This is a genomic window from Mycobacterium hubeiense (assembly GCF_002838065.1).
Taxonomy (GTDB): domain Bacteria; phylum Actinomycetota; class Actinomycetes; order Mycobacteriales; family Mycobacteriaceae; genus Mycobacterium; species Mycobacterium hubeiense.
This window is the reverse complement of sequence record NZ_PIZU01000004.1, coordinates 33,347-58,614: the sequence shown is the minus strand read 5'-3', so window position 1 is coordinate 58,614 and position 25,268 is coordinate 33,347. Positions and strand designations below refer to the sequence as shown.

Sequence of the window (25,268 nt, the reverse complement as noted above, 5' to 3'; positions counted from 1 at the left end):
GACTGTTTGACGCGTGACTCCGCAGGCTGCGCGCCTGACGGGGGTCGCCACCGGACTTAACCAATACGCTGGTCGAAACCAGCCCCATTTGGCACGCCGCGATATGAGGTCGGCTGCACAGGAGGAAGAGTGCTCTCGGCTTTCATCTCGTCACTTCGGACGGCCGACCTGAGGCGCAAGATCCTGTTCACGCTAGGCCTGGTGATCTTGTACCGGGTCGGCGCGTCGATCCCGTCGCCGGGCGTCAACTACCCCAACGTGCAGAAGTGCATCGAGCAGGTCAGCGGCGGTGACTCGGCGCAGATCTACTCGTTGATCAACCTGTTCTCCGGCGGTGCGCTGCTGCAGCTGAGCGTGTTCGCGGTCGGCATCATGCCCTACATCACCGCGAGCATCATCGTGCAGCTGCTGACTGTGGTGATCCCGCGCTTCGAACAGCTGCGCAAAGAGGGTCAGGCCGGGCAGGCCAAGATGACGCAGTACACCCGCTACCTGTCCATCGCATTGGCGATGCTGCAGGCCACCAGCATCGTGGCGCTGGCCGCCAACGGCGGGCTGCTGCAGGGCTGCACGCTCGACATCATGGCCGACCAGTCGATCTTCAGCCTGGTGGTCATCGTGATCGTGATGACCGCGGGTGCGGCCCTGTTGATGTGGATGGGCGAACTGATCACCGAGCGCGGCATCGGCAACGGCATGTCGCTGATCATCTTCGCCAGCATCGCCGCAGCCATCCCCGGCGAGGGCAAGATGATCCTGGAGAGCCGCGGCGGCCTGGTGTTCACCGCGGTGTGCGTGGCCGCGCTGGCCATCATCATCGGCGTCGTCTTCGTCGAGCAGGGCCAGCGGCGTATCCCGGTGCAGTACGCCAAACGAATGGTCGGCCGTCGCATGTACGGCGGCACGTCGACGTATCTGCCGTTGAAGGTCAACCAGGCCGGCGTCATCCCGGTGATCTTCGCGTCGTCGCTGATCTACATCCCGCTGCTGATCACCCAGCTGATCGAGAGCGGCAGCGCCAACCCCGGCACCGGGTGGTGGGACCGGTTCATCGCGAACTACCTGACCAACCCCGCGGACCCGGTCTACATCGCGATCTACTTCGGGCTGATCATCTTCTTCACCTACTTCTACGTGTCGATCACGTTCAATCCCGATGAGCGTGCCGACGAGATGAAGAAGTTCGGCGGCTTCATCCCCGGCATCCGGCCGGGCCGCCCGACCGCCGACTATCTGCGCTACGTGCTGAGCCGGATCACCCTGCCCGGCTCGATCTACCTGGGCGTCATCGCCGTGCTGCCCAACCTGTTCCTGCAGGTCGGCTCCACCGGCACCGTCCAGAATCTGCCGTTCGGCGGCGTTGGTGTTCTGATCCTGGTTGGCGTCGGGTTGGATACCGTCAAGCAGATCGAGAGCCAACTGATACAACGCAACTACGAAGGGTTCCTGAAGTGAGGGTCGTTCTACTCGGACCGCCTGGGGCGGGCAAAGGCACGCAGGCGCAGAAGCTGTCCGAGAAGCTCGGCATCCCGCAAATCTCGACCGGGGACCTGTTCCGTAAGAACATCAGCGAGGGCACACCGCTCGGCGTGGAGGCCAAGCGCTACCTCGACGCCGGCGACCTGGTGCCCTCGGAGCTCACCAACAAACTGGTCGAGGACCGCATCGAGCAGCCCGACGCGGCCGACGGGTTCATCCTCGACGGCTATCCCCGCTCGGTGGAGCAGGCCAAGGCGCTCGACGACATGCTCAAGGCGCACAACACCAAGCTCGACGCCGTCGTGGAGTTCCAGGTGTCCGAGGAAGAGCTGCTCAAGCGGCTCAAGGGCCGCGGGCGTGCCGACGACACCGAAGAGGTCATCCACAACCGGTTCGTGGTCTACCGCGAGGAGACAGAGCCGCTGCTGGAGTACTACCGTCACAACAACCTGCAGACCGTCGACGCGGTGGGCAGCCTCGACGAGGTGTTCGCCCGCGCGCTGCGCGCCCTCGGCAAGTGATCACCCTGCCGTCGCTGCGCGGCCGCAAGGTCGTCGCCCAACGCAGCGCCGGTGAGCTCGACGCGATGGCCGTGGCCGGGGCGCTGGTCGCGACGGCGCTGCGGGCCGTGCGCGAGGCCGCCGCGCCGGGCGTATCGACCCTCGCGTTGGACACCATCGCCGAACAAGTCATCCGCGACGGCGGCGGCATCCCGTCGTTCCTCGGTTATCACGGTTTCCCGGCCAGCATCTGCTCGTCGGTCAATGACCATGTGGTGCATGGGATTCCGTCGGCGTCGGAGATCCTGGCGCCCGGCGACCTGGTGTCCATCGACTGCGGCGCCATCGTCGACGGCTGGCACGGCGACTCAGCGATCACCTTCGGCGTGGGGGCGCTGATCCCCGCCGACGAAATCCTCTCCGCGGCAACGCGTGAGGCGATGGAGGCCGGCATCGCCGCGATGGTGCCCGGCAACCGGCTCACCGACGTGTCGCACGCCATCGAAGTCGAGACCCGCGCCGCCGAGAAGCGCTACGACCGCAAATTCGGCATCGTGTCCGGTTACGGCGGCCACGGTATCGGCAGGCAAATGCACATGGATCCGTTCCTGCCCAACGAGGGATCCCCCGGCCGCGGACCGTATCTGGCGCCCGGATCCGTGCTGGCCATCGAACCGATGCTGACGCTCGGAACCACGAAGACCCGGGTGCTCGACGACGAATGGACCGTCGTCACCGCCGACGGGTCGCGCGCCGCACACTGGGAGCACACGGTGGCCGTCACCGAGGACGGCCCGCGGATTCTGACCCGCTGATACCGCTTCAGCAATCTTTGGTCGAACGCCCTCGCGCCGGGTGCGCGCAAAGGTAGTAATGAACCGGATCACCACCAACGTCGTGTCACAGACGGAGGTTGGCAATGGACGATCCGGAGGCCGCGATGATGCGGGTGCTTTACGACGAGCACGCCGCGGCGCTGTGGCGATACGCGCTGCGGCTCACCGGTGACCAAGCCCGCGCCGAGGACGTCGTCCAGGAAACGTTGCTGCGTGCCTGGCGCCACCCCGAGGTGACCAACGACCACGAGCGGTCGGCCCGCGTGTGGTTGTTCACCGTGGCGCGAAACCTCATCATCGATGAGCGACGCAGTGCACGCTTCCGCAACGAGAGCGGTACCCCCGATCTGGAAGGGGTGGCCGATCGCGCCGGACCGGATGAGGTGGACGCCGCATTGGACAAACTGTTGCTGGGCACGGCGTTGAGCCAACTCTCCGAGGAACACCGCGCGGTGATCCGCCGCGCGTACTACCAGGGCTGGACCACGGCGCAGATCGCCGCGGATCTGCAAATCCCCGAGGGCACCGTCAAATCACGGCTTCACTACGCGGTGCGCGCTTTACGGCTCAACCTGCAGGAAATGGGGGTGACACGATGACACAGTTCGGTGCACCCCGAGGCGGTGACGTGGTGAACGGCGATCGCTACGCGACCTGGGATGCGGCCTACGTGCTGGGTGCGCTGACGAGCAGTGAGCGCCGGGAGTTCGAGGCGCATCTGCAGGGTTGCGCGCGCTGCCGGCAGTCCGTCGCCGAGCTGAGCGGTATCCCGGCGTTGCTGGCCATGCTCGACGCCGACGACGTCAAGTCTCTCGACCAGGCGCAGCCCGAACCTCCGCCGCTGCGTCCCGAGGTGTTGGACTCGGTGCTCGCCAAGGTGCGGTGGCGTCGTCGCCGGAACCGGTGGTTGACCTCCGCTGCGGTCGGCGTGGCCGCCGCGGCGCTGGCGGTGGGCATTGTGCTCGCCGTCCGTCCGGACACCGCGGACGAAACTCCACCGCAGGCCGGGCAAACGGTGGAAATGGTCAAGGTGTCACCGACGCCCATTAACGCCACGGTGACGTTGCACGGATTCGGCTGGGGCACCCGGATCGACATGGCCTGCACCTACGGCGACTGGGGCAACCGCGACGCTCCGCCGCAGAATCTGGGCATGGTGGTGGTGGGCCAGGACGGCAGCCACGAGCAGGTGGCGACCTGGCTGGGCCTGTCGGGCGCGACGGCGCTGCCGAGCGCGAACACCCCGCTGCCCAAGGACGAAATCGCTGCGGTGCAACTGGTTTCGGTCGACGACGGCCAGGTCCTGCTGGAAGCAAAGGTGTAGATCCGCCTCTCCGGTGAACCGAACTGCGATGCGGGACGTGTCACTGAGGTAGAGAGCGGAAGCGGGTGACAGATGGCCAGCAGGCATCGAGTGGTCGACCGCATCGTCGGCCATCTCGCGGCAAGCGGGGTGGAGCACATCTTCGGCGTCGACGGCGCCAATATCGAGGATCTCTACGACGCCGCCTTCTTCCGCGACGACATCACCGCGGTGCTCGCCAAGCACGAGTTCTCGGCCGCCACCATGGCCGACGGATACAGCCGCAGCGGCGCCGGGCTCGGCGTGGTGTGCGCGACCTCCGGCGGCGGATGCCTGAACACGGTTCCGGGACTGGGGGAGTCGCTGGCCAGCCGGGTGCCGGTGCTGGCGCTGATCGGGCAGGCGCCGACGCCGCTCGACGGGCGGGGCGCGTTCCAGGACACCAGCGGCCGCAACGGCGCCCTGAACGGTGAAGCGCTGTTCTCCGAAGTGTCGGTGTATTGCCGCCGGGTGACGACACCCGAGGACATCGTCACCGCGCTGCCGGAGGCCATCGCCGCCGCGCGCACCGGCGGCCCGGCGGTGCTGCTGCTGCCGAAAAACGTGCAGCAGGCAGACCTGCGGCCCAACGGGACACCCAACGGGACGTCCGGTGGGATCCAGCACCGCGCGCTCATCGGTGATCCGCAACCGGTCGCGCGGGCGCTGCGCCGGGCCACCGGTCCGATCACGATCGTCGCCGGCGAACAGGTCGCCCGTGATGACGCCCGCGCCGAACTCGAGCAACTACGCGCGATCCTGCGGGCCCGGGTGGCCACCGTGCCCGACGCCAAGGACGTGGCCGGGATCCCGGGGCTGGGCTCGTCGTCGGCGCTCGGCGTCACCGGGGTGATGGGCCATCCCGGGGTCGCGACCGCGATCGCCGACAGCGCGCTGTGCCTGCTGGTGGGGACGCGGATGACGGTCACCGCTCGCACCGGGTTGGACGACGTGCTGGCCGCGGTGCCCGTGCTGTCGATCGGCTCGGCCGCGCCGTATCTGCCGTGCACACATGTGCACACCGAAAACCTGCGCGGGTCACTGGCGCTGTTGATCACCGCGTTGTCGGGCAACGGCCGCCCGACGCATCTGCGGGTGCCGGACGTGTTGTCACGCACCGAGCTGGCGCCGCCGGTATACGACGGGCCGGGGGTGCGCTACCGCGACGCGATGGCGGTGCTCGACGCGCATCTGCCCGACGGGGTGGACATCGTCGTCGACGCCGGAAACATCGGGGCGTCGGCGCTGCACTACCTGCCGGTGCGCCGCGACGGCCGGTTCATCGTCGCGCTCGGCATGGGCGGGATGGGCTACAGCTTCGGGGCCGGTGTCGGTGTGGCGTTCGGCAGAGGTAGACGCACGGTTGTCATTGCCGGCGACGGCGCATTCTTCATGCACGGCATGGAGATTCACACCGCACTGCAATACCGGCTGCCCGTGACATTTCTGCTGTTCGACAACCACGCGCACGCCATGTGCGTCACCCGCGAACAGCTGTTCTACGACGATCTGTACAGCTACAACCGATTCGGGCCGAGCCGTCTGGGCGCCGGCCTGGCCGCGATGTTGCCCGGCCTGCCGTCGACCGATGTGAGCGACATCGCCGGGTTGCCGGGGGCGCTGAGGGCGGCGCTGGACGTCGACGGACCCTCGGTGGTCAGCGTCGAGTGCTCGGCCGACGAAATCCCGCCGTTCGCAAACTTTCTCGGCAAAGCCGCAAAGCCACTTCCGATTCCAAAGGAGAACCGCTCCAATGTCACTGCCCGCGCTTGAGGACATCACCGCCCGCGAAGGGGCCAGCATCGACGGCGTCATCCGGATCGAATCGCATCCCCGCGAAAAGGCCACCCCGATCATCATGGAGATGATGCGGTCGGTGTACCCGCACGATGAGGTGTTCGGCGAATTCTGCACCGTCAACAGCTATATCGACTGTCCACCCGACGAGTTGTTCGACTATATGGCCGACACCCGCTGCCTGGAGGAGTGGACCTACAGTCTGCGCGGATTCGCCCCGACCGAGGAGCCCGGGTTGTGGGTGGCCCACGACATGTTGGGCGCCGGCGAGCGGCAGACCAAGATCTTCACCCGCACCGTCGCCAACAAAGAGGCCAGGACGGTCGACTACCACTGCGCCTGGGACCAGGGCAAGCACCTGTGGATGATCTATTTGATCCGGATCGTCGACGCGCAGCTGGTGTTCGGCAAGCCGGGATCCGTTGTGCTGTGGACTAATTGCCACCACCCGTTCTACGACCACAACCCGTATCCCGAAACGGCACCCCCGCAGCGCCCGGTGTGGGTCGGCGACTTCTGGGACATGTTCGGTGCCGGTCACATGCTGGAACTCAAGACGCTCAAGGCAATTGCCGAATATCGCCATCACAACGGCTTGCCGATCACCCCGGACTGGATGAAGTGAGGACCGACATGACGGTGAGTTTGATCGATGTTTCGACGTACCTGCCCGGGCCGCCGATCAGCGCCGACTACTACGCGCAGTTCGCCGACACCGACGACCTACGCGACAACGTGATGTTTCGCGCGCCTCGGTTCCGCCATCACGTGGCCGAAGACGAAACCGCGATCGACATGGTGGAGCGCGCCGCCGCGGGCCTGGTGGAACGGCACGGTCAGGACACCATCGCCGGCGTCGACGTGTTGATCACCCACACCCAGCTGCCGGACATGCCGTTCTACGGCGGCGGTGGCGGGATGGCGCATCGGCTCGGGATGAAGCCGGGTTGGGTCATCGATCTGCACAACGGCGGCTGCGCGGCATTCGTGTTGGGACTCAAGCTGGCCCGCAATCTGCTGGAGTCCGGTGAGGGTCGCACGGCGATGATCGCCGTCGCGCAGAACGCCGCGGGAACGGTGTTCGACCAGAAGACGATTCGCTGCAAGGCGCAGGCCGCGGTGCCCGGTGACGGGGCCGCCGTCGGACTGATCACGCTGTCGGACGAGTCGCCGATCCTCGACGTCGAATGTCGCACCTATGGCGAGTACGCCGGTGATATGACCATCGCGGTCGATCCGCCTCGCAAGTGGTGGCAGCCCGGGCCCGGCGAGGGGTGCATCGGATTCACCGAAAGCAAGATCACCAAGGTGATGGCGCGGGGCAACCGCCAGGTGCCCGAGGTGTCGTATGCAGTCTGTGATCGAATCGGGTTGAAACCCAAGGACATTGACTTGTTCGTGACGAATCAGCCGAACCGGGTGTTCCTGCGCAACTGGCGCGAGGCCCTGGAGCTGCCGCCCGAACGGCACCGCGACACGTTTGATGAGTGCGGCAATCTGTTCGCCGCCGGGATTCCCATCAACCTGGACAGGGCGATCTCCGACGGCCAGCTCAACAAGGGCGACGTGGTGCTGATGGCCGCGTTCGCGCACGCCGGTGACTTCGCCGGTGCCGCAGCGGTGCGCTGGGGCGGGCGCTGATGAGCATCCTCAGCCAGGTGCGCGAACTCGATCTTCGGACCGACACGCTTGCCGCGTTGCCGGCCGCGGTCAACCCGATGGCGCTGGCGCTCAACGAGAATCCGTTCCCGCCCCTTCCGGCGGTCCGCTCCGCGGTGAGCCAGGCGGTTGGCGTCGCCAACCGCTATCCCGAATTCCTGCCCGAGCGGTTACGCAGTCTCATCGGCGCCCGCATCGGGGTGCTTGACGAGCAGGTGGTGCTCGGGGCGGGCGCGACGGGCGTGGTGAGCCAGGCGTTGCACGCCATGACCCATCCCGGTGACCGAATCGTGCTCAGCACACCGACTTTCGACGGGTATCCCATCCTGACCCGGATGGCGCGGCTGACTTCGGTGCAGGTGCCGCTCGACGAGTACGGCCACCACGACCTCGACGCGATGGCCGACGCCGCGACCGACGCCAAGGTGGTGGTGTTGTGCCGCCCGCACAACCCGACCGGCACGCTGGAATCCGCCGCCGACGTCGAGCGGTTCCTGCGGCATGTGCCGCGCGAGACCATGGTGCTGCTCGACGAGGCCTACATCGAATTCGTCACCCCCGAGCACCGGCTGGACAGCGCCCAGCTGGTGGCGCGGTTCCCGAATCTGGTGGTACTGCGCACATTCTCCAAGGCGTACGGCCTGGCCGGCCTGCGGATCGGGTACGGCTTCGCGTCACCGGAGCTGGCCGAGGAGTTGTCCCGGATGCAGCTGCCGTTCGGCATGAGCATCACCAGTGCCGTCGCCGTCGCGGCATGCTACGAGGCGGAAGATCAGTTGGCTCAGCGCATCCGGTTCATCACCGACGAGCGGCGCCACTTGCGGCGGCGGTTGCAGGCGATGGGCATCGTCAGCACCGACAGCCACGCGAACTTCGTCTACCTGCCGCAGCAGGGCAGGCCGTGGCGCGAGGTGTTCCGCGACACCGGGTTGCAGCTGCGCTATTTCGACAACGGCGCCTTGCGGATCACCGCGGCGGGTCGCGCGTCGACGCAGGCGGTGCTGGCTGCGCTGGCGCGGTAGCTGGTATGAAGAAGCGTGCCGTCCGAACCGTCGGAAAAGCGCGACCCCATCGCGCTGGCGCGCGCCAATTGGGAGCGCGCCGGCTGGGGTGACGTCGCCGACGGCATGGTCGCGGTGACGTCGGTGATGCGGGCCCACCAGATTCTGCTGGCCCGCGTCGAAACCGCACTGCGGCCCTACGACCTCAGTTTTTCCCGCTACGAGCTGCTGCGGTTGCTGGCTTTCAGCCGCACCGGGGCGCTGCCGATCACCAAGGCATCGGACCGGCTGCAGGTGCACGTCACCAGCGTCACGCACGCGATCCGGCGGCTGGAGGCCAACGGCCTGGTGGAGCGGTTGCCACACCCCACCGACGGGCGCACCACACTGGTGCGGATCACCGATCTCGGCCGCTCCACGGTGGAGGATGCGACCGTCACGCTGAACAAAGAGGTGTTCGCCGATATCGGCATGTCCGACGAGGAGTCGCGGGCGCTGGCGAAGGCGATCGAGACGCTGCGCCGGCACGCCGGCGACTTCTGACGGCTCGACTTGGGTCGAGCGTGCGGTTTCATACGCGACGCGCCGAGGAGCCCGTATGAGAATGCACAGTCGCGGGCCCGTTCAGGCTGTCGACGGTAGCGGGATCGTCGCGGTGACCGCCGTTCCCGAGCCCGGCCGCGACCGGATGTTCAGCCGCCCGCCGACGATCTCGGCGCGCTCGGCCATCGACAGCAGGCCGTAGCCGCCCATCTCGTCGCTGCCCAGCGGATGCTCGAAGGTGTCGAAACCGACGCCGTCGTCGACGATTTCGAGCCGGGCGATGTCCTCGTCCACGGCGAAGGTCAGTCGCGCCCGTTTGGCATTGGCGTGTTTGACGATGTTCTGCAGACATTCCTGGGCGATGCGGTAGAGCGCCAGCTCGATGTGGTCGGGCAGCCGCCGCTCGGCCAGCTCGACCTCCATATCGATCTCCGGGATGGACCGGGCCAGGCTGGCCAGCCCGCCGGCCAGACCCAGATCGTCGAGCACCGGCGGCCGCAGCCCGCTGATCGCTGCGCGGGCCTCGGCCAGCGTCAGGTCCACCAATTCCCTTGCCTTACCGAGCTGTTCGGCGACGGTGTCCGGATCGTCGATGCCCCTGGTGGCGGCGTCCAGCCAGTACGACAAGGTGATCAACCGCTGGGAGATGCCGTCGTGGATATCGCCGGCCAGCCGTCGTCGTTCGATCTCCTGGGCCTCGATCACCTGCTCGACGAAGTTCTCGTGGGCGCGTTCGCGGGCCACCAACTGGCGGTGCAGCCGCGCCTGGTGCAGGGCACCGGCGATGAGCCGGCCGATGACGAGCAGCAGTTCCACGTCGCGTTCGGTGAACTCCCGTCGCGCCACGGTGTGCACGTTGAGCACGCCGACCAGCCCGCCGGGATCGGTTTCCATCGGCACCGACACCATCGACGTGAAATCGGATCCCCGCAGCGACTGGAACGGCATGTAACGCGGATCGGATTCCTTGTCCTCGGTGATCACCACGGGTTCGCGGTGGCTGGCCACCCAGCCCGAAATGCCTTGTCCCAGCGGCAGTCTGATCTTGCCTACTTCGCTGTCGAACGGCGGGGTCGCACCGGCCAGCGTCAGCGAGCGCTCGGTGTCGTCGAGCACGTGCACGAAGCAGACGTCGCTGGCGGTCGCGGCGGTGATCATCCGGGCGGCCGCGGCAGCCAGCGGTTCGACGCCCGGCCCGCTGGAGGCGGCCTGGATCAGCTCGCGCAGTAGGGCGAGTTCGTCCTCGGCGTCGACGAGGTCGCGGACTTTCGCGGGCCCGGGGGTCAATGGAATATCCCTTCCCGCAGGGCCGTGGCGACCGCGCCGGCGCGGTCACTGACGCCGAGTTTGCGGTAGATCGAGCGCAGATGGCTTTTGACGGTCTCGTCGCCGATCACCAGTTTGTTGGCGATGCCGCGGTTGGACAGGCCGTTGACCACATAGGACAGGATCTCGCTCTCGCGCTGCGTCAGGCCTTGGCGCGCTCCCGGCCAGAACTCGTCGCGCTGCAGCCGCGCCGCGGTGTCCACCGCGCGCGCCGCCATCCCCGGGTCGATCGCGGTCTCCCCGTTGTGCACGAATTCGAGCTGACGCACCAGCTCGTCGCTGCTGATGCTCTTGAGCAGATACCCCGACGCCCCGACCCGCAGCGCCTGGAAGAGGTACTGCTCGTCGTCGTAGACCGAGAGCATCACCACCTTCTGCTCGGGATCGCGTTCGCGCAGGTCCCGGCACAGGTCTAGCCCGCTGGACCCCTGCATGCGCACGTCACACAGGACGATGTCGGGTTTGAGGTCGGCGATGACGTCCATCGCCCGTTCGGCGCCCACGGCCTGCCCGACGACCTCGACCCGGTCGGCGAACGCGGTGAGCATCGCCTTGAGGCCCTCGATGACCATCTCATGGTCATCTACCAGGACAATCCGTACTGGTGAGCCCGTGGCCGTCATGGCATCACCTTAAATCGCACGCCGAATCCCCCCTACGGGGGACGCGCTCATTGTGTGACGTGGGCCACTCTGACCGCGTGCCTTCCACACAGGAGAGAACGTGGCGTGCCGGACGGTTCTGGTGGGACTGTCCCCGGCCCGATGAAGTGAGCGTGTATCCGGTGCGTGCGGTGATCTTGGATCTCGACGCACTGACCGACCTGGAGTGCGACGGCCATCGCGTGGTCTTCAACGCCGCCTTCGCCGCGCACGGGTTGCCGATCCGGTGGAGCGTGCCGCGCTACCGGCAGTTGCTGACGCTACGAGACGAACGCCAGCGCGTCGTGGCTGAGCTGCGCAAACGGTGTGTGGGCACGGAATGCGATGTGCTCACCGAAATGCTTGCCGACGAGATCTGCGCGACCAAGGCGATGATGTTCGAGGAGATGATTCTCGACGTCGGCCTGGCTCCGCGGCAGGGACTCGTCGACCTGGTCATGGATGCCTTCGCGGCCGGGATTCCGGTGTGCGTGGTGACCCGCGGCCGGCGCAGTTGGGCCGAGGCGCTGGTGCGGCAACTGGTCGGCGACGGGCTGGTCGAAACGATCGTCACTGCCGACGATGTGATGTCGGCGGATCCCACCGAGGCCTATCAGCTGGCGTTGCGTGAACTCGGGGTGTCCCCGCAGCAAGCCATCGCGATCTCGGGTTCCGCGGCCGGCCTGCGGACGGCAACCTCGGCGGGGCTGGCCACCATCCTCGTCGGCGGTGACGTCGCCGCGCCGCGCGATGTCGCGGCCGCGGCCGCGATTCGTGCCGACTATGCAGGCGCCGAGCCGCTGGGCATCGCGACATGCGAGCGGCTCCTCACCCAATGGTGGACCTCGAAACCGGCTAAGACGCCGTCCGCCGCGTAGTAGCTTGGGTGCACGGCGCACGGCGCGTTGGCGGTCGAGGGGTCGCCGACGGGCCTGGCGGCGTTAGGCGTAAGCCGCCAGATTGCACACACGCAGGCCGCTTCTCGAACTTTCCCGGCGTGAATGCAATCTCGCGGCTGATGCGGGTGGTTAGCCGCGCAGCATCTCGATGACCGCGCTGAAATCCTTGTCGGCGTGGTCGGCGGCGAATTTTGCGTAGATCTCGGCGGCGTGGCTGCCCAGCGGGGCTTGTGAACCCGTCGAACGGACCGCGTCCATGGCCAGGCCCAGATCCTTGTTCATCAGCGCCGTCGCAAAGCCCGGCTTGAAGTCGTTGTTGGCCGGTGATGTCGGAACCGGTCCCGGCACCGGACAATTCGTGTGCACCGCCCAGCAGTTGCCCGTCGCGCCGGTGATCACGTCGAACAACGACTGCGCGGACAGGCCGAGCTTCTCGGCGAGCACGAACGCCTCACCGATCGCGATCTGCTGCACGGCCAACACCATGTTGTTGCACAGTTTCGCGGCTTGCCCGGTGCCCGAGGCGCCGCAGTGAATGATCTTGCCCGCCAACGGTTCCAGCACTGGGCGGGCGCGCTCCACCGCGTCCGTTTCGCCGCCGACCATGAACGCCAGCGTGCCCGCCGTCGCGCCCTTGACCCCGCCGGAGACCGGGGCGTCGAGTTGCGCGTGGCCTTGCTCGAGGGCCTGTGCGTGGATGGCGCGGGCGTCGTCGACGGAGATGGTGGAGGTGTCGATGAACAGCGTGCCCTTGGGAGCGGCGGGCAGCACCTCGGCGTAGCACGCCTTGACGATGCCGCCATTGGGCAATGACGTCATCACCACATCGGCCTCGGCGGCTGCAGCGGCCCCGCTGTCAAACACCTTGGCGCCCTTGGCCTCAGCGACAGCTTTCAGATCGGGCACCGGATCGAAACCGTGCACGGTGTGTCCGGCCGCGACCAGGTTGGCCGCCATCGGGCCGCCCATGTGACCTAGCCCGAGGAACGCGACGGTAGTCATATCTCTCCTTACGCGGATGCGCGGGTGCGGGCCGCCTCGGCCCGCCCGATGACCACGCGCATGATTTCGTTGGTGCCCTCCAGGATGCGGTGTACCCGCAGATCGCGGACGATCTTCTCCAGACCGTACTCGCGCAGATAGCCGTAGCCGCCGTGCAATTGCAGCGCCTGGTCGGCCACCTCGTAGCACGCATCGGTGACATAGCGTTTGGCCATCGCGCACAGTTCGACCTTGTCGGGATGGTTCTCGTCGAGTGCGCTCGCCGCGCGCCACAACAGGATTCGCGACGTCTGCAGCGCGGTGGCCATATCGGCGAGGGTGAACCGCACGGTTGGCTCGTCGAGCAGCGGCCCGCCGAACGCCTGCCGGTCGGCCAGGTAGCCGGTGGCCTTGTCGTACGCGGCCTGGGCACCGCCCAGCGAGCAGGCGGCGATGTTGAGTCGGCCACCGTTGAGCCCGTTCATCGCGATGGCAAAGCCGGTGCCTTCACCGTCGGCGCCGCCCAGCATCGCGTCGGCGGGGACCCGCACACCTTCGAAGATCACCTGCGCGGTGGGCTGAGCGTTCCAGCCCATCTTCTGCTCGTCGGCACCGAAACTCAGTCCCGGCGTGCCCTTTTCGACGATGAAGGCGGAGATGCCCCGCGGACCCTCCGAGCCGGTGCGGGCCATCACGATGTAGACGTCGGAGGACCCCGCACCGGAGATGAACTGCTTGACGCCGTCGAGCACGTAGTGGTCCCCGTCTCGGACGGCCTTGGTGCGTAGCGCGGCGGCGTCAGACCCGGCGCCGGGCTCGGTCAGGCAGTAGCTGGCGATGGCCTCCATGGAGGCCAGCCGCGGGACCCAGCTCTTGCGTTGTTCACCGGAGCCGTAGGTGTCCACCATCCACGCGCACATGTTGTGGATGGACAGAAACGCCGCGACGGTGGGGTCGGCGGTCGCGAGTTGTTCGAAGATGCGCACCGCATCGAGCCGGCGCAGCCCGCTGCCGCCGACGTCCTCGCGGCAGTAGATCGCCGCCATGCCGAGTTCGGCGGCCTCGCGCAACACATCGGTGGGGAAGTGATGGGTCTCGTCCCACTCCAACGCGTTTGGCGCGAGGCGCTTCTCGGCGAACGCGGCCGCCGTTTCGGCGATCACGCGTTCGTCGTCGTCCAGCCCGAAGTAGTCCATCTGGCTGTTGGCCTACTTCATGGTCGGGATGACGAACTCTGCGCCGTGGCTACCCGCGGGCCAGCGCTGCGTAACCGTCTTGACCTTGGTGTAGAACTGGATTGACGCGGGCCCGTGCTGATTGAGGTCGCCGAAGCCGGACCGCTTCCAACCGCCAAAGGTGTGGTAGGCCACCGGAACTGGGATCGGCACGTTGACGCCGACCATGCCCACCTGCACCCGGGACACAAAGTCGCGGGCGGTGTCGCCGTCGCGGGTGAAGATCGCGACGCCGTTGCCGTACTCGTGTTCCGACGGCAGCCGCAGCGCCTCCTCGTAATCCTTGGCGCGCACCATGCACAGCACCGGGCCGAAGATCTCATCGGTGTAGATCGACATGTCAGGGGTGACATGGTCGAACAGGGTCGGGCCGATAAAGTAGCCGCTCTCCAGGCTGTCGTCGCCGAATTGCATTTCGTCGCTGGTGCGTTCGCGCCCGTCCACGACGGCCTCGGCACCGGCCTCGACGCCCTGGTTGATGTAGTCCTTCACGCGGGCCAGCGCGGCCTCGGTGACCAATGGGCCGTAGTCGGCCTTGGGATCCAGGCTGTGGCCGACGCGCAGATTGTTGACGCGCTCGACCAGCCTGGCGCGCAGGCGATCTGCGGTCTGCTCACCGACCGGGACGGCGACGCTGATCGCCATGCAGCGCTCGCCGGCGCTGCCGTAGCCGGCGCCGACCAGCGCGTCGACGGCGTTGTCGAGATCGGCGTCGGGCATCACGATCATGTGGTTCTTGGCGCCGCCGAAGCACTGCGCGCGCTTGCCGTGGGCGGCCGCGCCGGCGTAGATGTACTGCGCGATGTCGGAGCTGCCGACGAAGCCGATTGCCTTGATCTCCGGATGCTCGATGATCGCGTCGACGGCCTCCTTGTCGCCGTGCACCACCTGGAACACCCCCGGCGGCAGGCCGGCTTCGAGGAACAATTCGGCCAGCCGGACCGGGACCGACGGGTCACGTTCACTGGGCTTGAGGATGAACGCGTTGCCGCACGCCAACGCTGGGCCGGCCTTCCACAGCGGGATCATGGCCGGGAAGTTGAACGGGGTGATGCCCGCGACGACGCCGAGCGGTTGCCGCAACGAGTAAACGTCAATGCCGGGGCCCGCGCCCTCGGTGTACTCGCCTTTCATCAGGTGGGGGATACCGATGGCGAATTCGATCACCTCGATGCCGCGCTGAATGTCGCCCTTGGAGTCGGCGACGGTCTTGCCGTGCTCGAGCGAGAGCGTCTCGGCCAACTCGTCGACGTTCTTGTTGACGAGCTCGATGAACTTCATCATCACCCGGGCCCGGCGCTGCGGGTTCCAGGCGGCCCATTCCTTTTGCGCCTCGGCCGCGCCGGCGACGGCGGCGTCGATGTCGGCCGCCGAGCCCATCGGCGCCTTCGCCTGCACCTGGCCGGTGTTGGGGTTCATCACGTCTGCAGTGCGGGTCGACTGACCGGCGGTGCGCTTGCCGTTGATGAAGTGGGAAATCTGTGTGGTCATGAGCGTGCCCCTCGGCGATATTGCGGAATACTAGGATATCCTAGTAACTGTTCGGGGTGCTGCGCAAGGGGGCATCGGCGGCTACTGAGCACTCAAGAGCGCTAATTGGCCGGCATGCCGAGCGACCGGCCGTGGGCGGACTTGACCGCGCCGATGCTGGCAACGGTGACGAGTACGACGCCGAGGTAGCCGAGGACGCCGATCTGCTGCCCGAGCACGACCAGCCCCGCCAGCGCCGCGGTCACCGGCGACAGACAAGTGAGCACCGCGAACGTGGCCGCCGAAAGATGGCGCAGCGAGATGAGTTCCAACGAATAGGGAATCACCGACGACAGCAGCCCGACCGCCACTCCCAGCGCGACGATCTGCCACCGCAAAGCGCTGGTGTCGACGGCGATCACCGCGAACGGCGCGGTGACGACGGCGCCCATCGCCGTGGCGAGTGCCAGGCCGTCGACGCGTTGGAACTCGGCGGCGGTGCGAGCCGACGCCAGGATGTAGCCTGCCCACGCCGCTCCGGCCGCGGCGGCGAAGGCGAATCCAATCGGATCGAAATGCCCAGCGTCGCCGGGCAAACCAAGTGCCGAGACGCCGGCGAATGCCAGCAGCGCCCACAGCCATGCCGTCTTACGCGTGGCGGTGATCACCGAAAGTATCAGCGGGCCAAGTGCTTCGATCGTCACCGCGACACCCAACGGAATTCGGGTCAGGGCCGTGTAGAAGCAGAAGTTCATCACCACCAGGGCGGCGGCGAGCGCGGCCGCCGATCCCCACGCGCTGCGGGACAACCCCCGGATCGACGGTCGCACGCCCACGCACAGCACCACCCCGGCGACGAACAGCCGCGCGAACACCGCCCCGGATGGCACCCAGCGCCGCGAACAGTCCGACGGCGAACGCCGCGCCCACCTCCTGGCTGACGGCGGCCACCACGACCAGCATCGCCGCGCCGACGGGCGCTTGCTCGCGACGGCGCTGCATCCCCGCAGCCTAAAACGGCGGTTACCCGTCGCCGGCGTTCGAGTGTGCGCTGGCTGCTTCGAGGGTGAACACACTGCGCGTGATCAGCGGAGTTTCCGCAGTGGATGCACTCTCGACGCGGTGACCGCACAGTCGACATCGCGGCATGCGCGTTATGGCCTCGTCGCTCACACCGTGTCGGGCAGCTGCGCGCCCGTCGCAAGCTCCGCGTACTGCCGCATGAGCCGCAGCGCGGTCTCACGACTCATCGCGGGATCACGCGCGACGATGCGATAACCCAGGTAGTCCTCCATTGCCATCAGCGTCAGCGCGATATCGCGGGCGGGCGAGCCGAGGCGAAAGGTGCCTGCCTTGGCGCCCGCGTCGAGGATCTGCGTGTACAGATCCACCTGCCGGTGGTAGATGTGCTGCACGTCGCGGCGCTGGTCCAATTCGAAGCCCGCAGCCAGTACCGCGCGCCAGATCGCCCGCCACTCAGCGTCTTCCGGGCCCGTTGGAAGCCCTGCCGCGATGGTCAATGCGAGTTGTTCGCGGACATCTTCGGTGCGTTCGACCACGGCGAGCCGGTCGTCGTAGAAGCGGGTGTCGGACCGCTGCGCCAGCTCCGAGAGCAGCTGGTCCATCTCCTTGAAGTAATAGCGCACCGCGTTGGCGGTAAGCCCGAGCTCGGCGGCGATGTCGGCGATTTTCAGCGTGGCCAGGTCGTGGCGTTCGATCAGCGCGATCGCGGCATCGAGGATCTCCTCGCGTCGTTCTGCCTGTCGATTAGGCCGTGCCACGCATCCATCCTTACCGATTTTCGCCGTTTCTCTTGCGCGAGCGGCCTGGCACGTCCATTATTTTCCAAATGTGAAAAAAACTCGGAGCGGAAGGCCCCATGCGCGCGCGAGATCTCGGCGTCGTCGTCGGTGAACATCCGACCGGCCCGCACAACGCCATCACCGACGTTGCGGGCGTCCGGGTCGGCCACGCCACGATCCAGCAGGCCGGGCCACCCGCCGTGCACACCGGTGTCACCGTCGTCGAACCTCACCGCAACATCTGGAACGAACCGGTGTTCGCAGGCGCGCACCGGCTCAACGGCAGCGGCGAACTCACCGGCCTGGAATGGATCCGCGAGTCCGGTGAACTCACCACCGCGGTCGCGCTCACCAACACCCACAGCGTCGGCGTGGTGCGCGACGCACTGGTCGACGCGCAGGTGCAGGCCCGCGGCGACGGGCTGTACTGGTCGCTGCCCGTCGTCGGCGAAACCTATGACGGGCTGCTCAACGACATCAACGGCCACCATGTGCGCGCCGAACACGTGCACGCCGCGCTGGCCGCCGCCAGCAGCGGTCCCGTCGCGGAAGGAAACGTCGGCGGCGGAACCGGGATGATCTGCCACGGCTTCAAGGGCGGCATCGGCACAGCGTCGCGGATCACCGACACCGCCGCGGGTCGATACACGGTGGGCGTCTTGGTGCAGGCCAATCACGGCCGCCGGGAACGGTTGCGCGTCAACGGGATTCCCGTAGGGGAGTTGATCGGGCCCGACCTGGTGCCCGTGCCAGAAATGCCGCGCGAGTACGAGCCGGGGTCCGGATCGATCGTCGTCATCGTGGCGACCGACGCGCCCCTGCTGCCGCACCAGTGCACGCGGCTGGCGCAACGATCGGCGCTCGCGGTCAGCCGCCTCGGCGGCACCGGCGAGCAGTACAGCGGCGACCTGATGCTGGCCTTCGCCACCGGGAACCGCGGCATCCCGCCGTACGCCTGGGACGACGACCCCGACACCGCACGGCCCGAAGTGCCCCTGCGGATGGTCGCGCCGCAACTGATGACGCGGCTGTTCGACCTGACGATCGAGGCCACCGAGGAGGCGATCGTCAACGCGCTCGTCGCCGCCACCACCCTCACCGGGCGCGACGGCCGAACCGTCCACGCCCTTGACCACTCGCTGTTCCGCAAGGCACTGGCCCAGGAGGACCGATGAGCACCGACACCCCCACCGTCGAATCCCAGCGCCTGCACGGACAACTCGGCCCGATCGCCGTCGTCTTCATGGTGGTGGCCGCCGCGGCGCCGCTGACCGTCATCGGCGGCAACATGCCGCTGGCGATGGGATTGGGCAACGGTGCAGGTGCGCCAGTGGGCTTCCTCATCGCCGCGCTCGTGCTGCTGCTGTTCAGCATCGGCTTCGTGACGATGACGCCGCATGTGCCCGAGGCCGGCGCGTTCTACTCCTACGTGACCCTCGGCCTGGGCAAGCGCTTGGGTATGGGCATCGCCGTCGTCGCGCTCATCGCCTACACCGCGATTCAGGTGGGGATTTACGGCTACATCGGGTGGGCCATCGACGACACCGTGCGGTTCTACGGCGGACCTCAAATCGCCTGGCCCGTCTACTCATTCGCGATCCTGGCGATCGTCGCGTTTCTCGGCTACCGCCATATCGAGCTCAGCGCCAAGGTGCTCGGCGTGGCCCTCGCCCTGGAGATCAGCATCGTCGTCCTGCTCGACCTGGTGATCGTCGCGAATCCCGGTCCGGCCGGCCTAACGGTCGCCTCGTTCACCCCCGACGTCTTCATGCAGGGCGCCTTGGGCATCGCCGTGCTGTTCGCGCTGACGGGTTTCATCGGCTTCGAGGCCACCGCGGTGTTCCGCGACGAGGCCCGCGACCCGGAGCGCACGATTCCGCGGGCGACGTATGCCGCGGTGTTGATCATCGGCGGCTTCTACGCGCTGACGTGCTGGGCGTTCGTCGTCGCGATCGGCCCCGACCTCGTCACCGAAACCGCACAGCGCACGCTCGACGGCGAGGCAAACATGTTGCTGGACACCACCAATGACAACCTGGGACGCATCGGCCGCGATGTGGTCAACGTTCTGCTGATCACCAGCCTGTTCGCCTGCGTGCTGTCGTTTCACAATGTGATCGCGCGCTATCAGTTCGTGCTCGCCGGAAAAGGCTTGCTGCCAAGCCGGCTCGCGAGTGTGCACCCCCGGCACGGCTCACCTGGGGTGTCTTCGGTGGTGCAGACGATCACGGCGGCGCTAATCGTGGGCGTGCTCGCGCTTCTCGGGGTCGACCCTTTGGTCGGAGTCTTCGGCTCGATGGCGGGAGTGGCAACTGTCGGGATGGTGTTGCTGATGCTCACCACGTCGGTGGCCGTCCTCGTCTACTTCGCGCGGCACCGCGAGCAGGCGGCCGGCCGCGTGTGGCAGACGCGGATCGCCCCGGCGCTCGCATGTGTGGGCCTGCTCGTGAGCCTGTGGTTGGTGCTGACGAACTTCACACTGGTGACTGGCGGCAGCGCCACACTGAGCGCCATCCTGGCGGCGGTGCCGTTCGTGGGTCTGGTTATCGGCGCGCTCGTGGGGCAGCCGACCGCGAACTAGCGAGAGCGACGGCGTAGCTCCTCGACGAACGCCTGCGATTCCTCCCACGTCGGCAGCAGGCCGGTGGCGCGGACCTCGTCCAGTGTCGGCGCCTCGCGGTCGCGTTCGGAGGTGATCGGCTCGCCGTCGACCACCGGCCACGCGATGCGCAGGGCAGGGTCAAGGGCGTTGATGGTGTGCTCGCGGGCTGGGTTGTAGCTCGCCGAGCACAGGTAGGCCACCGTCGAATCATCTTCCAGGGCAAGGAAACCATGCCCCAGCCCCTCGGAGATGTACACCGATCGGCGGGTCCGGTCGTCGAGCTGCACTGCATCCCAGCGGCCGAATGTCGGTGAGCCGACGCGGATGTCGACCACCACGTCGAACACCGCACCGTGCAGGCACGTCACGTACTTGGCCTGGCTCGGTGGCACCTGCGCGAAGTGCAGTCCACGCAGCACGCCGGCCGCCGACACCGAACAGTTTGCCTGCCGCAGATCGAACCGATGCCCGGCGAACGCGGTGAACTCCGCTTCGGTGAACCACTCGAAGAACACCCCGCGCGCGTCGGAGTGCAGCTGGGGAGTGATCTCCCACGCGCCGGGCACCGCGAGCTCACGCACCGTCACTGGCCCCGCTCCTCGTAGGCGGCCTCGACGACGTCCTTCAATGGTCCCCACCAGGATTCGTTGTCGCGATACCAGTCGATAGTAGCGCGCAAACCCTCGTCGAAGTCGGTGTGCTTTGGGGCCCAACCCAATTCGTCGTACAGCGGTGTCGGGTCGATGGCGTAGCGCAGGTCGTGGCCGGCGCGGTCGGTGACATGGTCGAAATCGTCGGGATCGCGGCCCATCAACGTCAGAATCGTGCGGATCACCGTCAGGTTGTCGCGTTCACATTCCGCGCCAATGAGATACGTGCGGCCGGCCTGGCCGTCGGCGAGGATGCGCCACACCGCGGCGTTGTGGTCATCGACGTGGATCCAGTCGCGCACGTTGGCGCCACTGCCGTACAGCTTGGGCCGTCGCCCGGTGAGCACGTTGGTGATCGTGCGCGGGATGAACTTCTCCACATGTTGGTAGGGCCCGTAGTTGTTGGAGCAGTTCGAAATCGTCGCGCGCACACCGTAGGACCGCACCCAGGCACGGACCAGCATGTCGGCGGCGGCCTTGGTCGACGAGTAAGGGCTCGACGGGTTGTACGGGGTTTCTTCGGTGAACCGCCGCCGGGTGTCCAATTCCAGGTCGCCGTACACCTCGTCGGTCGACACGTGGTGCAGCCGCACTCCGTGGCGGCGGACGGCTTCGAGGATCGTGAACGTGCCGACGACGTTGGAGCGCAGGAACGGTTCGGGATCGGCCAGCGCGTTGTCGACGTGCGTTTCGGCGGCGAAGTGGACGACGGCATCGGCCTCGGCGACCAGCTTGGTGACCAGTTCCGCGTCGGTGACGTCACCCTCGACCAGGCGGATGTCGCCGGCCACCGGCGCCAGCGCTTCGCGGCTGCCCGCGTAGGTCAACGCGTCGAGCACGGTCACCTCGTGATCGCGCACGCTGCCGTGCACGAAGTTGGCGCCGATGAACCCCGCGCCGCCGGTGACCAGCAACCGCATGGGTCAACCCTAGCGGGCTACCCTGGCCGTGTGAGCAGCCAACGAGTACCGGGCGGTGTGGTGCACAAGCTGCCGGCGGATCTCCGCACCGCATTGGTCGGCGACGGTGCAGCACTCGACGCCTGGAACGACATCACGCCCTTGGCGCGCAACGAGTTCATCTGCTGGGTGGAAGACGCCAAGCAGCAGGTGACCCGTGAGCGCCGCATCCGACGGACCCTCGAAGAGCTGGAGGAAGGTAAGCGCCGCCCGTGCTGCTGGCCGGGGTGCAAGCACCGCGAGCGCACAGGCAAAGCCGTCAGCTCGTGAGGCCCAGCGGGCCGGCGAGCTCCGTCAGCGTCGGAATCAGCTTGTCCCAGCCGCCCAGCACCTGAATGGTCACGTGGTCGGCGCCGGCCTCGATGTGCTCACCGAGACGCCGCGCGATCTGAGCTGGGGTGCCGTAGGCGACGACCGAGTCGATGAGCCTGTTGCTGCCCGGTTTGGCGACGTCGGCGTCGGTGAAGCCCAACCGCTTCCAGTTGTTCACGTAGTTGCTCAGGTCGAGATAGAAGCCCACGCTCTGGCGGCCGATCTCGCGTGCCTGCTCGGCATCGGTTGTCAGCACCACCTTGTGCTCAGGCGCCAAAAACACTGTGTTGCCGATCAACTCGCGCGCCCAGGCGGTGTGCTCAGGCGTGGTCAGGTAGGGGTGTGCACCGGCGCTGCGCTGGGCGGACAGCTTGAGCACCTTGGGTCCCAGCGCGGCGACGACCAGCCGGCTGGTCGGCACCTTGGCCTTGTCGAGTTCGTCGAGGTAGGCGACTAGGGCGTCGTAGGGTTTGCGGTACTCCTGGGTGTGCTCCGGATGGCCGACGCCAATGCCGAGCAGAAACCGGCCCGGATACGCGGCCTCGATACGGTGGAAGGACTCGGCGACCGCCTTGGCGTCGGCGGTCCAGATGTTGACGATGCCGGTAGCCACCTGCAGTCTCTGCGTCTGCTCCAGAATCGGCTCCACGAACGACAATTCGGCAGCAGGCGATCCGCCCACCCACACCGCGCCGTAGCCGAGCTTCTCTATTTCGACGGCCTGCTCCGGCTGCACCGGGCCACCGGTCCACACCCCGTAGCGGCCAAGCTCGGGCTTGAGTTCGGTCATGTCGAATCCCCTCAGTTCAGGCCAAGTGGTCCGGCCAGCTCGGCAAGCGCCGGTACTAACTTGTCCGGTCCGGTCAGCACCTGCACGGGCACGTGATCGGCGCCCGCGTCGAGATGTTCTCGCAGCCGCGCCGCGATGGCGTCGACGGTGCCGTACGCGACGACGGCGTCGACGAGTCGGTCGCTGCCGGGCCGTGCCACGTCGTCGTCAGTGAAGCCCAACCGCTTCCAGTTGTTCACGTAATTATTCAGGTTGAGGTAAATGTCGAGCGCCTTGCGGCCGACGGCGCGGGCCTTCTCCGCGTCTGTCGTCAACACGACCTTGTGTTCGGGCGCAAGGAAGGCCTCAGGCCCGATGAGCTCGCGGGCCTTCGCGGTGTGTTCGGGCGTGGTCAGGTACGGATGGGCGCCCGCGGACCGCCGCGCGGACAGCTGCAGGACCTTCGGCCCGAGCGCGGCCACCACCCGCCGCTGCTTGGGGACGCCGTACTCGTCCAGCTTGTCGAGGTAATCTCTCAGCGCTTCAACGGGTTTGCGGTACTCCTGGTGCGCCTCGCGATGCCCGACACCGATGCCGAGCAGGAAGCGGCCCGGATGCGCCGCCTCGATGCGGTGAAAAGATTCGGCGACCGGTCCCGCCGCGGCGGTCCAGATGTTGACGATGCCGGTGGCCACCTGCAGCGTCGTCGTCGCCTCCAAGATGGGCTCGACCCAGTCCAGCGCGGCGGGTGGTGACCCGCCCACCCACACGGCGCCGTAGCCCAGCGCCTCGATGTCTTTTGCTTGCTGTGGCGTCACGCCCCGGCCGAATGATCCGAACTTGCCGAGATCGGGTTTTGCGTCGGTCATGGTGGGGTCAACCTGATCCTCGGTGTCGGCTATTCCTGGGCGGAGACGACGAGAGGTCGCACCGCGCCGCGAAACTGTGGTTATCGTGGTCCCTTCTCGCACTTATCCACGACAACGACAGCCTCGCGGCGTCCGGCGCTGTCCGCTACTCCGGCGCTGGCGCGTTCAGCGGTAGCAGCACGATGAAGCGAGTATCGCCCGGACGCGACTCCACCCGCAGGTCGCCGTGGTGTTTTTCGACGACGATGCGGCGGGCCAAATCCAGCCCGAGCCCGGTGCCCTCGCCGAAGGGTTTGGTGGTGAAGAACGGCGTGAAGATGCGGTCCACGATGTCGTCGGGGATGCCGGGGCCGTCGTCGCAGATCTCCACCCGGATCATCTGCTCGTTTTCCCGCATGGTCCGGATGGTCAGCGTGCCAGCACCGTCCATCGCCTGTATCGCATTGTGAATGACGTTCGTCCACACTTCGTTCAAATCACCTGGATAGCAAGCAATTTCGGGCAGCGACTTATCCCATTCCTTGACCAGCTTGATCGGCTTGTCGCCGCCCACCTTGTCGCCGAAGATCGTCTTGAGGGTGGAGTGCAGCAGTTCGTGAACATTGGCGTTCTGATACGGCGCGCGATCCATCTGCGAGTACTGCTTGGCGCCGGCCAGCAGTTTGGAGATGCGCTCGCTGGCGTCGGCGATCTCCTTCATCAGCAGTTCGGTCTTGATGGTGTAGTTCAGCCAGCCGATGGCGCCCTGCAGCGACGCCGACGCGTCCACTTCGTCGACCGATGCCGAGATGCGTTCTAGCCAATCGATGTCCAACCCGGCGTCGACGAACGTCGGCGCATAATCCCACGCACCCGAAATGCCTTGCTCCTCAAGCCATTCACCGAGACGTTCCTCGCGGTCCGCAGCCTCCAGCGAGGTGAGCTGTTCCGACTTGGACTTCGCGACCTGCTCGGCGACCTCATCCTGGATGCTGACCAGCACCCGCAGCGCCTGGGGCGTGAACTTGCCGTCGGCCAGCATCGCCAGCTTGTGGCGCATCTTGCCGAGGTCCTCGCGAAGCTCGGCGACGGCCCGGGCGGTGGCCGCGGCGGGATTGTTGAGCTGGTGGGTCAGCCCGGCGGTGATGGTGCCCAGCGCCAGCAGCTTCTCGCGCTGATCGATGATCTGCCGAGTTCGCATACCGCCGACCCGGTGGCCTTCGATCAGGTGCACGGCCATCGGAAACTCCGACTGCATGAACCGCGCGAACGCGTCGGCGTCGAGCACGAAGAACCGGGACGGCTTGGTCACCCGCACCGAGGCTTGGTAGACGTGCTCCTCGCCGGGGATGTACGCCGACCACGCACCGGCGTACACGCCACGCTGCGAGGTCCGGTTGGTCTCGATGTCCACGCCGCCCGAGCGCTTCGACATCACCAACTCGCCGTCGAGCAGCACGTAGAAGCACGTCGCGGGCTCGCCTTCGGTGCAGATCGGGCCGGGCTCGAAGGTCTGGATGTGCCCGTTTTCGCACAGCATCTGCAGCTGTCGGTCGGACAGCGCCTCGAACAGGAACAGCGTGCGCAGTTCGTCGGGCAGACAGGTCTCGCCCATCG

Annotated in this window: 26 protein-coding genes; 14 read left to right on the top strand and 12 right to left on the bottom strand. The window is 67.1% G+C overall.

Annotated elements, in window-relative coordinates; genetic code table 11:
- Positions 1-129 precede the first annotated feature (129 nt).
- From secY to CWS39_RS04875, 10 genes are all read left to right on the top strand, one after another.
- The gene (gene secY, locus CWS39_RS04920; protein ID WP_102141797.1) at positions 130-1,455 is read left to right on the top strand and encodes a preprotein translocase subunit SecY; all 1,326 of its coding nucleotides are present in this window, start codon (positions 130-132) and stop codon (positions 1,453-1,455) included.
- Positions 1,452-2,000 (top strand): adenylate kinase, encoded by a 549-nt coding sequence (locus tag CWS39_RS04915; RefSeq protein ID WP_102141796.1) that lies wholly within the window; start codon positions 1,452-1,454, stop codon positions 1,998-2,000. The genes secY and CWS39_RS04915 overlap by 4 nt, the downstream gene beginning before the upstream one ends.
- Entirely contained in the window at positions 1,997-2,794 is a 798-nt protein-coding gene (gene map / locus CWS39_RS04910) for a type I methionyl aminopeptidase (RefSeq protein ID WP_199177971.1), read from the top strand. The genes CWS39_RS04915 and map overlap by 4 nt, the downstream gene beginning before the upstream one ends.
- Before the next feature lie 104 nt (positions 2,795-2,898).
- Positions 2,899-3,414 (top strand): sigma-70 family RNA polymerase sigma factor, encoded by a 516-nt coding sequence (locus CWS39_RS04905; protein ID WP_102141795.1) that lies wholly within the window; start codon positions 2,899-2,901, stop codon positions 3,412-3,414.
- Positions 3,411-4,139 carry an anti-sigma factor family protein gene (locus tag CWS39_RS04900; protein ID WP_102141794.1) on the top strand — a complete coding sequence of 243 codons (729 nt, stop codon included), beginning with the start codon at positions 3,411-3,413 and terminating at the stop codon, positions 4,137-4,139. Before CWS39_RS04905 ends, CWS39_RS04900 begins: the two co-directional genes overlap by 4 nt.
- A 72-nt stretch (positions 4,140-4,211) precedes the next feature.
- Positions 4,212-5,930, top strand: a complete 1,719-nt coding sequence (locus tag CWS39_RS04895; RefSeq protein WP_199177970.1) for a thiamine pyrophosphate-binding protein — start codon at positions 4,212-4,214, stop codon at positions 5,928-5,930.
- Positions 5,911-6,579: an SRPBCC family protein gene (locus tag CWS39_RS04890; protein ID WP_102141792.1), complete on the top strand. Its 669-nt coding sequence runs from the start codon at positions 5,911-5,913 to the stop codon at positions 6,577-6,579. Before CWS39_RS04895 ends, CWS39_RS04890 begins: the two co-directional genes overlap by 20 nt.
- An 8-nt stretch (positions 6,580-6,587) precedes the next feature.
- Positions 6,588-7,595, top strand: a complete 1,008-nt coding sequence (locus CWS39_RS04885) for a 3-oxoacyl-ACP synthase III family protein (RefSeq protein ID WP_102141791.1) — start codon at positions 6,588-6,590, stop codon at positions 7,593-7,595.
- On the top strand, positions 7,595-8,635 hold the full coding sequence (locus tag CWS39_RS04880; RefSeq protein WP_102141790.1) for a pyridoxal phosphate-dependent aminotransferase: 1,041 nt from the start codon (positions 7,595-7,597) through the stop codon (positions 8,633-8,635). Before CWS39_RS04885 ends, CWS39_RS04880 begins: the two co-directional genes overlap by 1 nt.
- 15 nt (positions 8,636-8,650) lie before the next feature.
- Positions 8,651-9,157 carry a MarR family winged helix-turn-helix transcriptional regulator gene (locus tag CWS39_RS04875; RefSeq protein ID WP_102141789.1) on the top strand — a complete coding sequence of 169 codons (507 nt, stop codon included), beginning with the start codon at positions 8,651-8,653 and terminating at the stop codon, positions 9,155-9,157.
- An 81-nt stretch (positions 9,158-9,238) separates the two neighbouring features.
- On the opposite strand, the gene CWS39_RS04870 is transcribed toward CWS39_RS04875, so the two are convergent.
- Both CWS39_RS04870 and CWS39_RS04865 read right to left on the bottom strand, forming a co-directional pair.
- The gene (locus tag CWS39_RS04870; protein ID WP_199177969.1) at positions 9,239-10,444 is read right to left on the bottom strand and encodes a GAF domain-containing sensor histidine kinase; all 1,206 of its coding nucleotides are present in this window, start codon (positions 10,442-10,444) and stop codon (positions 9,239-9,241) included.
- Positions 10,441-11,106 carry a response regulator gene (locus CWS39_RS04865; protein ID WP_102141787.1) on the bottom strand — a complete coding sequence of 222 codons (666 nt, stop codon included), beginning with the start codon at positions 11,104-11,106 and terminating at the stop codon, positions 10,441-10,443. The genes CWS39_RS04870 and CWS39_RS04865 overlap by 4 nt, the downstream gene beginning before the upstream one ends.
- Before the next feature lie 77 nt (positions 11,107-11,183).
- On the opposite strand from CWS39_RS04865, the gene CWS39_RS04860 reads away from it, so the two are divergent.
- Entirely contained in the window at positions 11,184-12,002 is an 819-nt protein-coding gene (locus tag CWS39_RS04860; protein WP_102141786.1) for an HAD family hydrolase, read from the top strand.
- A gap of 150 nt (positions 12,003-12,152) precedes the next feature.
- Here CWS39_RS04860 and mmsB read toward each other — a convergent pair whose 3' ends face one another.
- The 5 genes from mmsB to CWS39_RS04835 form a co-directional block, all read right to left on the bottom strand.
- Entirely contained in the window at positions 12,153-13,025 is an 873-nt protein-coding gene (gene mmsB / locus CWS39_RS04855; RefSeq protein WP_102141785.1) for a 3-hydroxyisobutyrate dehydrogenase, read from the bottom strand.
- Positions 13,026-13,033: 8 nt separating this feature from the next.
- Positions 13,034-14,200 (bottom strand): isobutyryl-CoA dehydrogenase, encoded by a 1,167-nt coding sequence (locus CWS39_RS04850; protein ID WP_102141784.1) that lies wholly within the window; start codon positions 14,198-14,200, stop codon positions 13,034-13,036.
- Positions 14,201-14,212: 12 nt separating this feature from the next.
- A complete protein-coding gene (locus CWS39_RS04845) occupies positions 14,213-15,730 on the bottom strand; it encodes a CoA-acylating methylmalonate-semialdehyde dehydrogenase (RefSeq protein ID WP_102141783.1) in 1,518 nt (505 codons plus the stop codon).
- 101 nt (positions 15,731-15,831) lie between these two features.
- Positions 15,832-16,584, bottom strand: a complete 753-nt coding sequence (locus CWS39_RS04840) for an EamA family transporter (RefSeq protein WP_233213362.1) — start codon at positions 16,582-16,584, stop codon at positions 15,832-15,834.
- Between the two features lie 294 nt (positions 16,585-16,878).
- On the bottom strand, positions 16,879-17,490 hold the full coding sequence (locus CWS39_RS04835; protein ID WP_199177968.1) for a TetR/AcrR family transcriptional regulator: 612 nt from the start codon (positions 17,488-17,490) through the stop codon (positions 16,879-16,881).
- A gap of 98 nt (positions 17,491-17,588) precedes the next feature.
- Here CWS39_RS04835 and CWS39_RS04830 point away from each other — a divergent pair, with 98 nt between their 5' ends.
- On the top strand, positions 17,589-18,686 hold the full coding sequence (locus tag CWS39_RS04830; RefSeq protein WP_102141781.1) for a DmpA family aminopeptidase: 1,098 nt from the start codon (positions 17,589-17,591) through the stop codon (positions 18,684-18,686).
- Positions 18,683-20,092 (top strand): APC family permease, encoded by a 1,410-nt coding sequence (locus CWS39_RS04825; RefSeq protein WP_102141780.1) that lies wholly within the window; start codon positions 18,683-18,685, stop codon positions 20,090-20,092. The genes CWS39_RS04830 and CWS39_RS04825 overlap by 4 nt, the downstream gene beginning before the upstream one ends.
- Here the strand turns inward: CWS39_RS04825 and rfbC are convergent.
- The gene (gene rfbC / locus CWS39_RS04820) at positions 20,089-20,700 is read right to left on the bottom strand and encodes a dTDP-4-dehydrorhamnose 3,5-epimerase (protein ID WP_102141779.1); all 612 of its coding nucleotides are present in this window, start codon (positions 20,698-20,700) and stop codon (positions 20,089-20,091) included. The two genes, CWS39_RS04825 and rfbC, sit on opposite strands and share 4 nt — an antisense overlap.
- Positions 20,697-21,683 (bottom strand): dTDP-glucose 4,6-dehydratase, encoded by a 987-nt coding sequence (gene rfbB / locus CWS39_RS04815; RefSeq protein ID WP_102141778.1) that lies wholly within the window; start codon positions 21,681-21,683, stop codon positions 20,697-20,699. The genes rfbC and rfbB overlap by 4 nt, the downstream gene beginning before the upstream one ends.
- A 30-nt stretch (positions 21,684-21,713) precedes the next feature.
- On the opposite strand from rfbB, the gene CWS39_RS04810 reads away from it, so the two are divergent.
- Complete coding sequence (locus CWS39_RS04810) at positions 21,714-21,992, top strand: YdeI/OmpD-associated family protein (protein ID WP_102141777.1); 279 nt, start codon at positions 21,714-21,716, stop codon at positions 21,990-21,992.
- Here the strand turns inward: CWS39_RS04810 and CWS39_RS04805 are convergent.
- The 3 genes from CWS39_RS04805 to CWS39_RS04795 form a co-directional block, all read right to left on the bottom strand.
- Positions 21,982-22,824 (bottom strand): LLM class F420-dependent oxidoreductase, encoded by an 843-nt coding sequence (locus CWS39_RS04805; protein ID WP_102141776.1) that lies wholly within the window; start codon positions 22,822-22,824, stop codon positions 21,982-21,984. The genes CWS39_RS04810 and CWS39_RS04805 overlap by 11 nt on opposite strands.
- Before the next feature lie 11 nt (positions 22,825-22,835).
- A complete protein-coding gene (locus tag CWS39_RS04800) occupies positions 22,836-23,672 on the bottom strand; it encodes an LLM class F420-dependent oxidoreductase (RefSeq protein WP_102141775.1) in 837 nt (278 codons plus the stop codon).
- A 145-nt stretch (positions 23,673-23,817) separates the two neighbouring features.
- Positions 23,818-25,266 (bottom strand): ATP-binding protein, encoded by a 1,449-nt coding sequence (locus CWS39_RS04795; protein ID WP_102141774.1) that lies wholly within the window; start codon positions 25,264-25,266, stop codon positions 23,818-23,820.
- Positions 25,267-25,268 lie beyond the last annotated feature (2 nt).

Coding starts and splice junctions, on each gene's coding strand:
- rfbB (WP_102141778.1), bottom strand. CDS start 21,683: ATGCGGTTGCTGGTCACCGGCGGCGCGGGGTTCATCGGCGCCAACTTC.
- CWS39_RS04865 (WP_102141787.1), bottom strand. CDS start 11,106: ATGACGGCCACGGGCTCACCAGTACGGATTGTCCTGGTAGATGACCAT.
- CWS39_RS04880 (WP_102141790.1), top strand. CDS start 7,595: ATGAGCATCCTCAGCCAGGTGCGCGAACTCGATCTTCGGACCGACACG.
- CWS39_RS04900 (WP_102141794.1), top strand. CDS start 3,411: ATGACACAGTTCGGTGCACCCCGAGGCGGTGACGTGGTGAACGGCGAT.
- CWS39_RS04795 (WP_102141774.1), bottom strand. CDS start 25,266: ATGGGCGAGACCTGTCTGCCCGACGAACTGCGCACGCTGTTCCTGTTC.
- CWS39_RS04895 (WP_199177970.1), top strand. CDS start 4,212: ATGGCCAGCAGGCATCGAGTGGTCGACCGCATCGTCGGCCATCTCGCG.
- CWS39_RS04850 (WP_102141784.1), bottom strand. CDS start 14,200: ATGGACTACTTCGGGCTGGACGACGACGAACGCGTGATCGCCGAAACG.
- CWS39_RS04805 (WP_102141776.1), bottom strand. CDS start 22,824: ATGACCGAACTCAAGCCCGAGCTTGGCCGCTACGGGGTGTGGACCGGT.
- CWS39_RS04830 (WP_102141781.1), top strand. CDS start 17,589: ATGCGCGCGCGAGATCTCGGCGTCGTCGTCGGTGAACATCCGACCGGC.
- CWS39_RS04905 (WP_102141795.1), top strand. CDS start 2,899: ATGGACGATCCGGAGGCCGCGATGATGCGGGTGCTTTACGACGAGCAC.
- mmsB (WP_102141785.1), bottom strand. CDS start 13,025: ATGACTACCGTCGCGTTCCTCGGGCTAGGTCACATGGGCGGCCCGATG.
- CWS39_RS04800 (WP_102141775.1), bottom strand. CDS start 23,672: ATGACCGACGCAAAACCCGATCTCGGCAAGTTCGGATCATTCGGCCGG.
- CWS39_RS04845 (WP_102141783.1), bottom strand. CDS start 15,730: ATGACCACACAGATTTCCCACTTCATCAACGGCAAGCGCACCGCCGGT.
- CWS39_RS04890 (WP_102141792.1), top strand. CDS start 5,911: ATGTCACTGCCCGCGCTTGAGGACATCACCGCCCGCGAAGGGGCCAGC.
- CWS39_RS04825 (WP_102141780.1), top strand. CDS start 18,683: ATGAGCACCGACACCCCCACCGTCGAATCCCAGCGCCTGCACGGACAA.
- CWS39_RS04885 (WP_102141791.1), top strand. CDS start 6,588: ATGACGGTGAGTTTGATCGATGTTTCGACGTACCTGCCCGGGCCGCCG.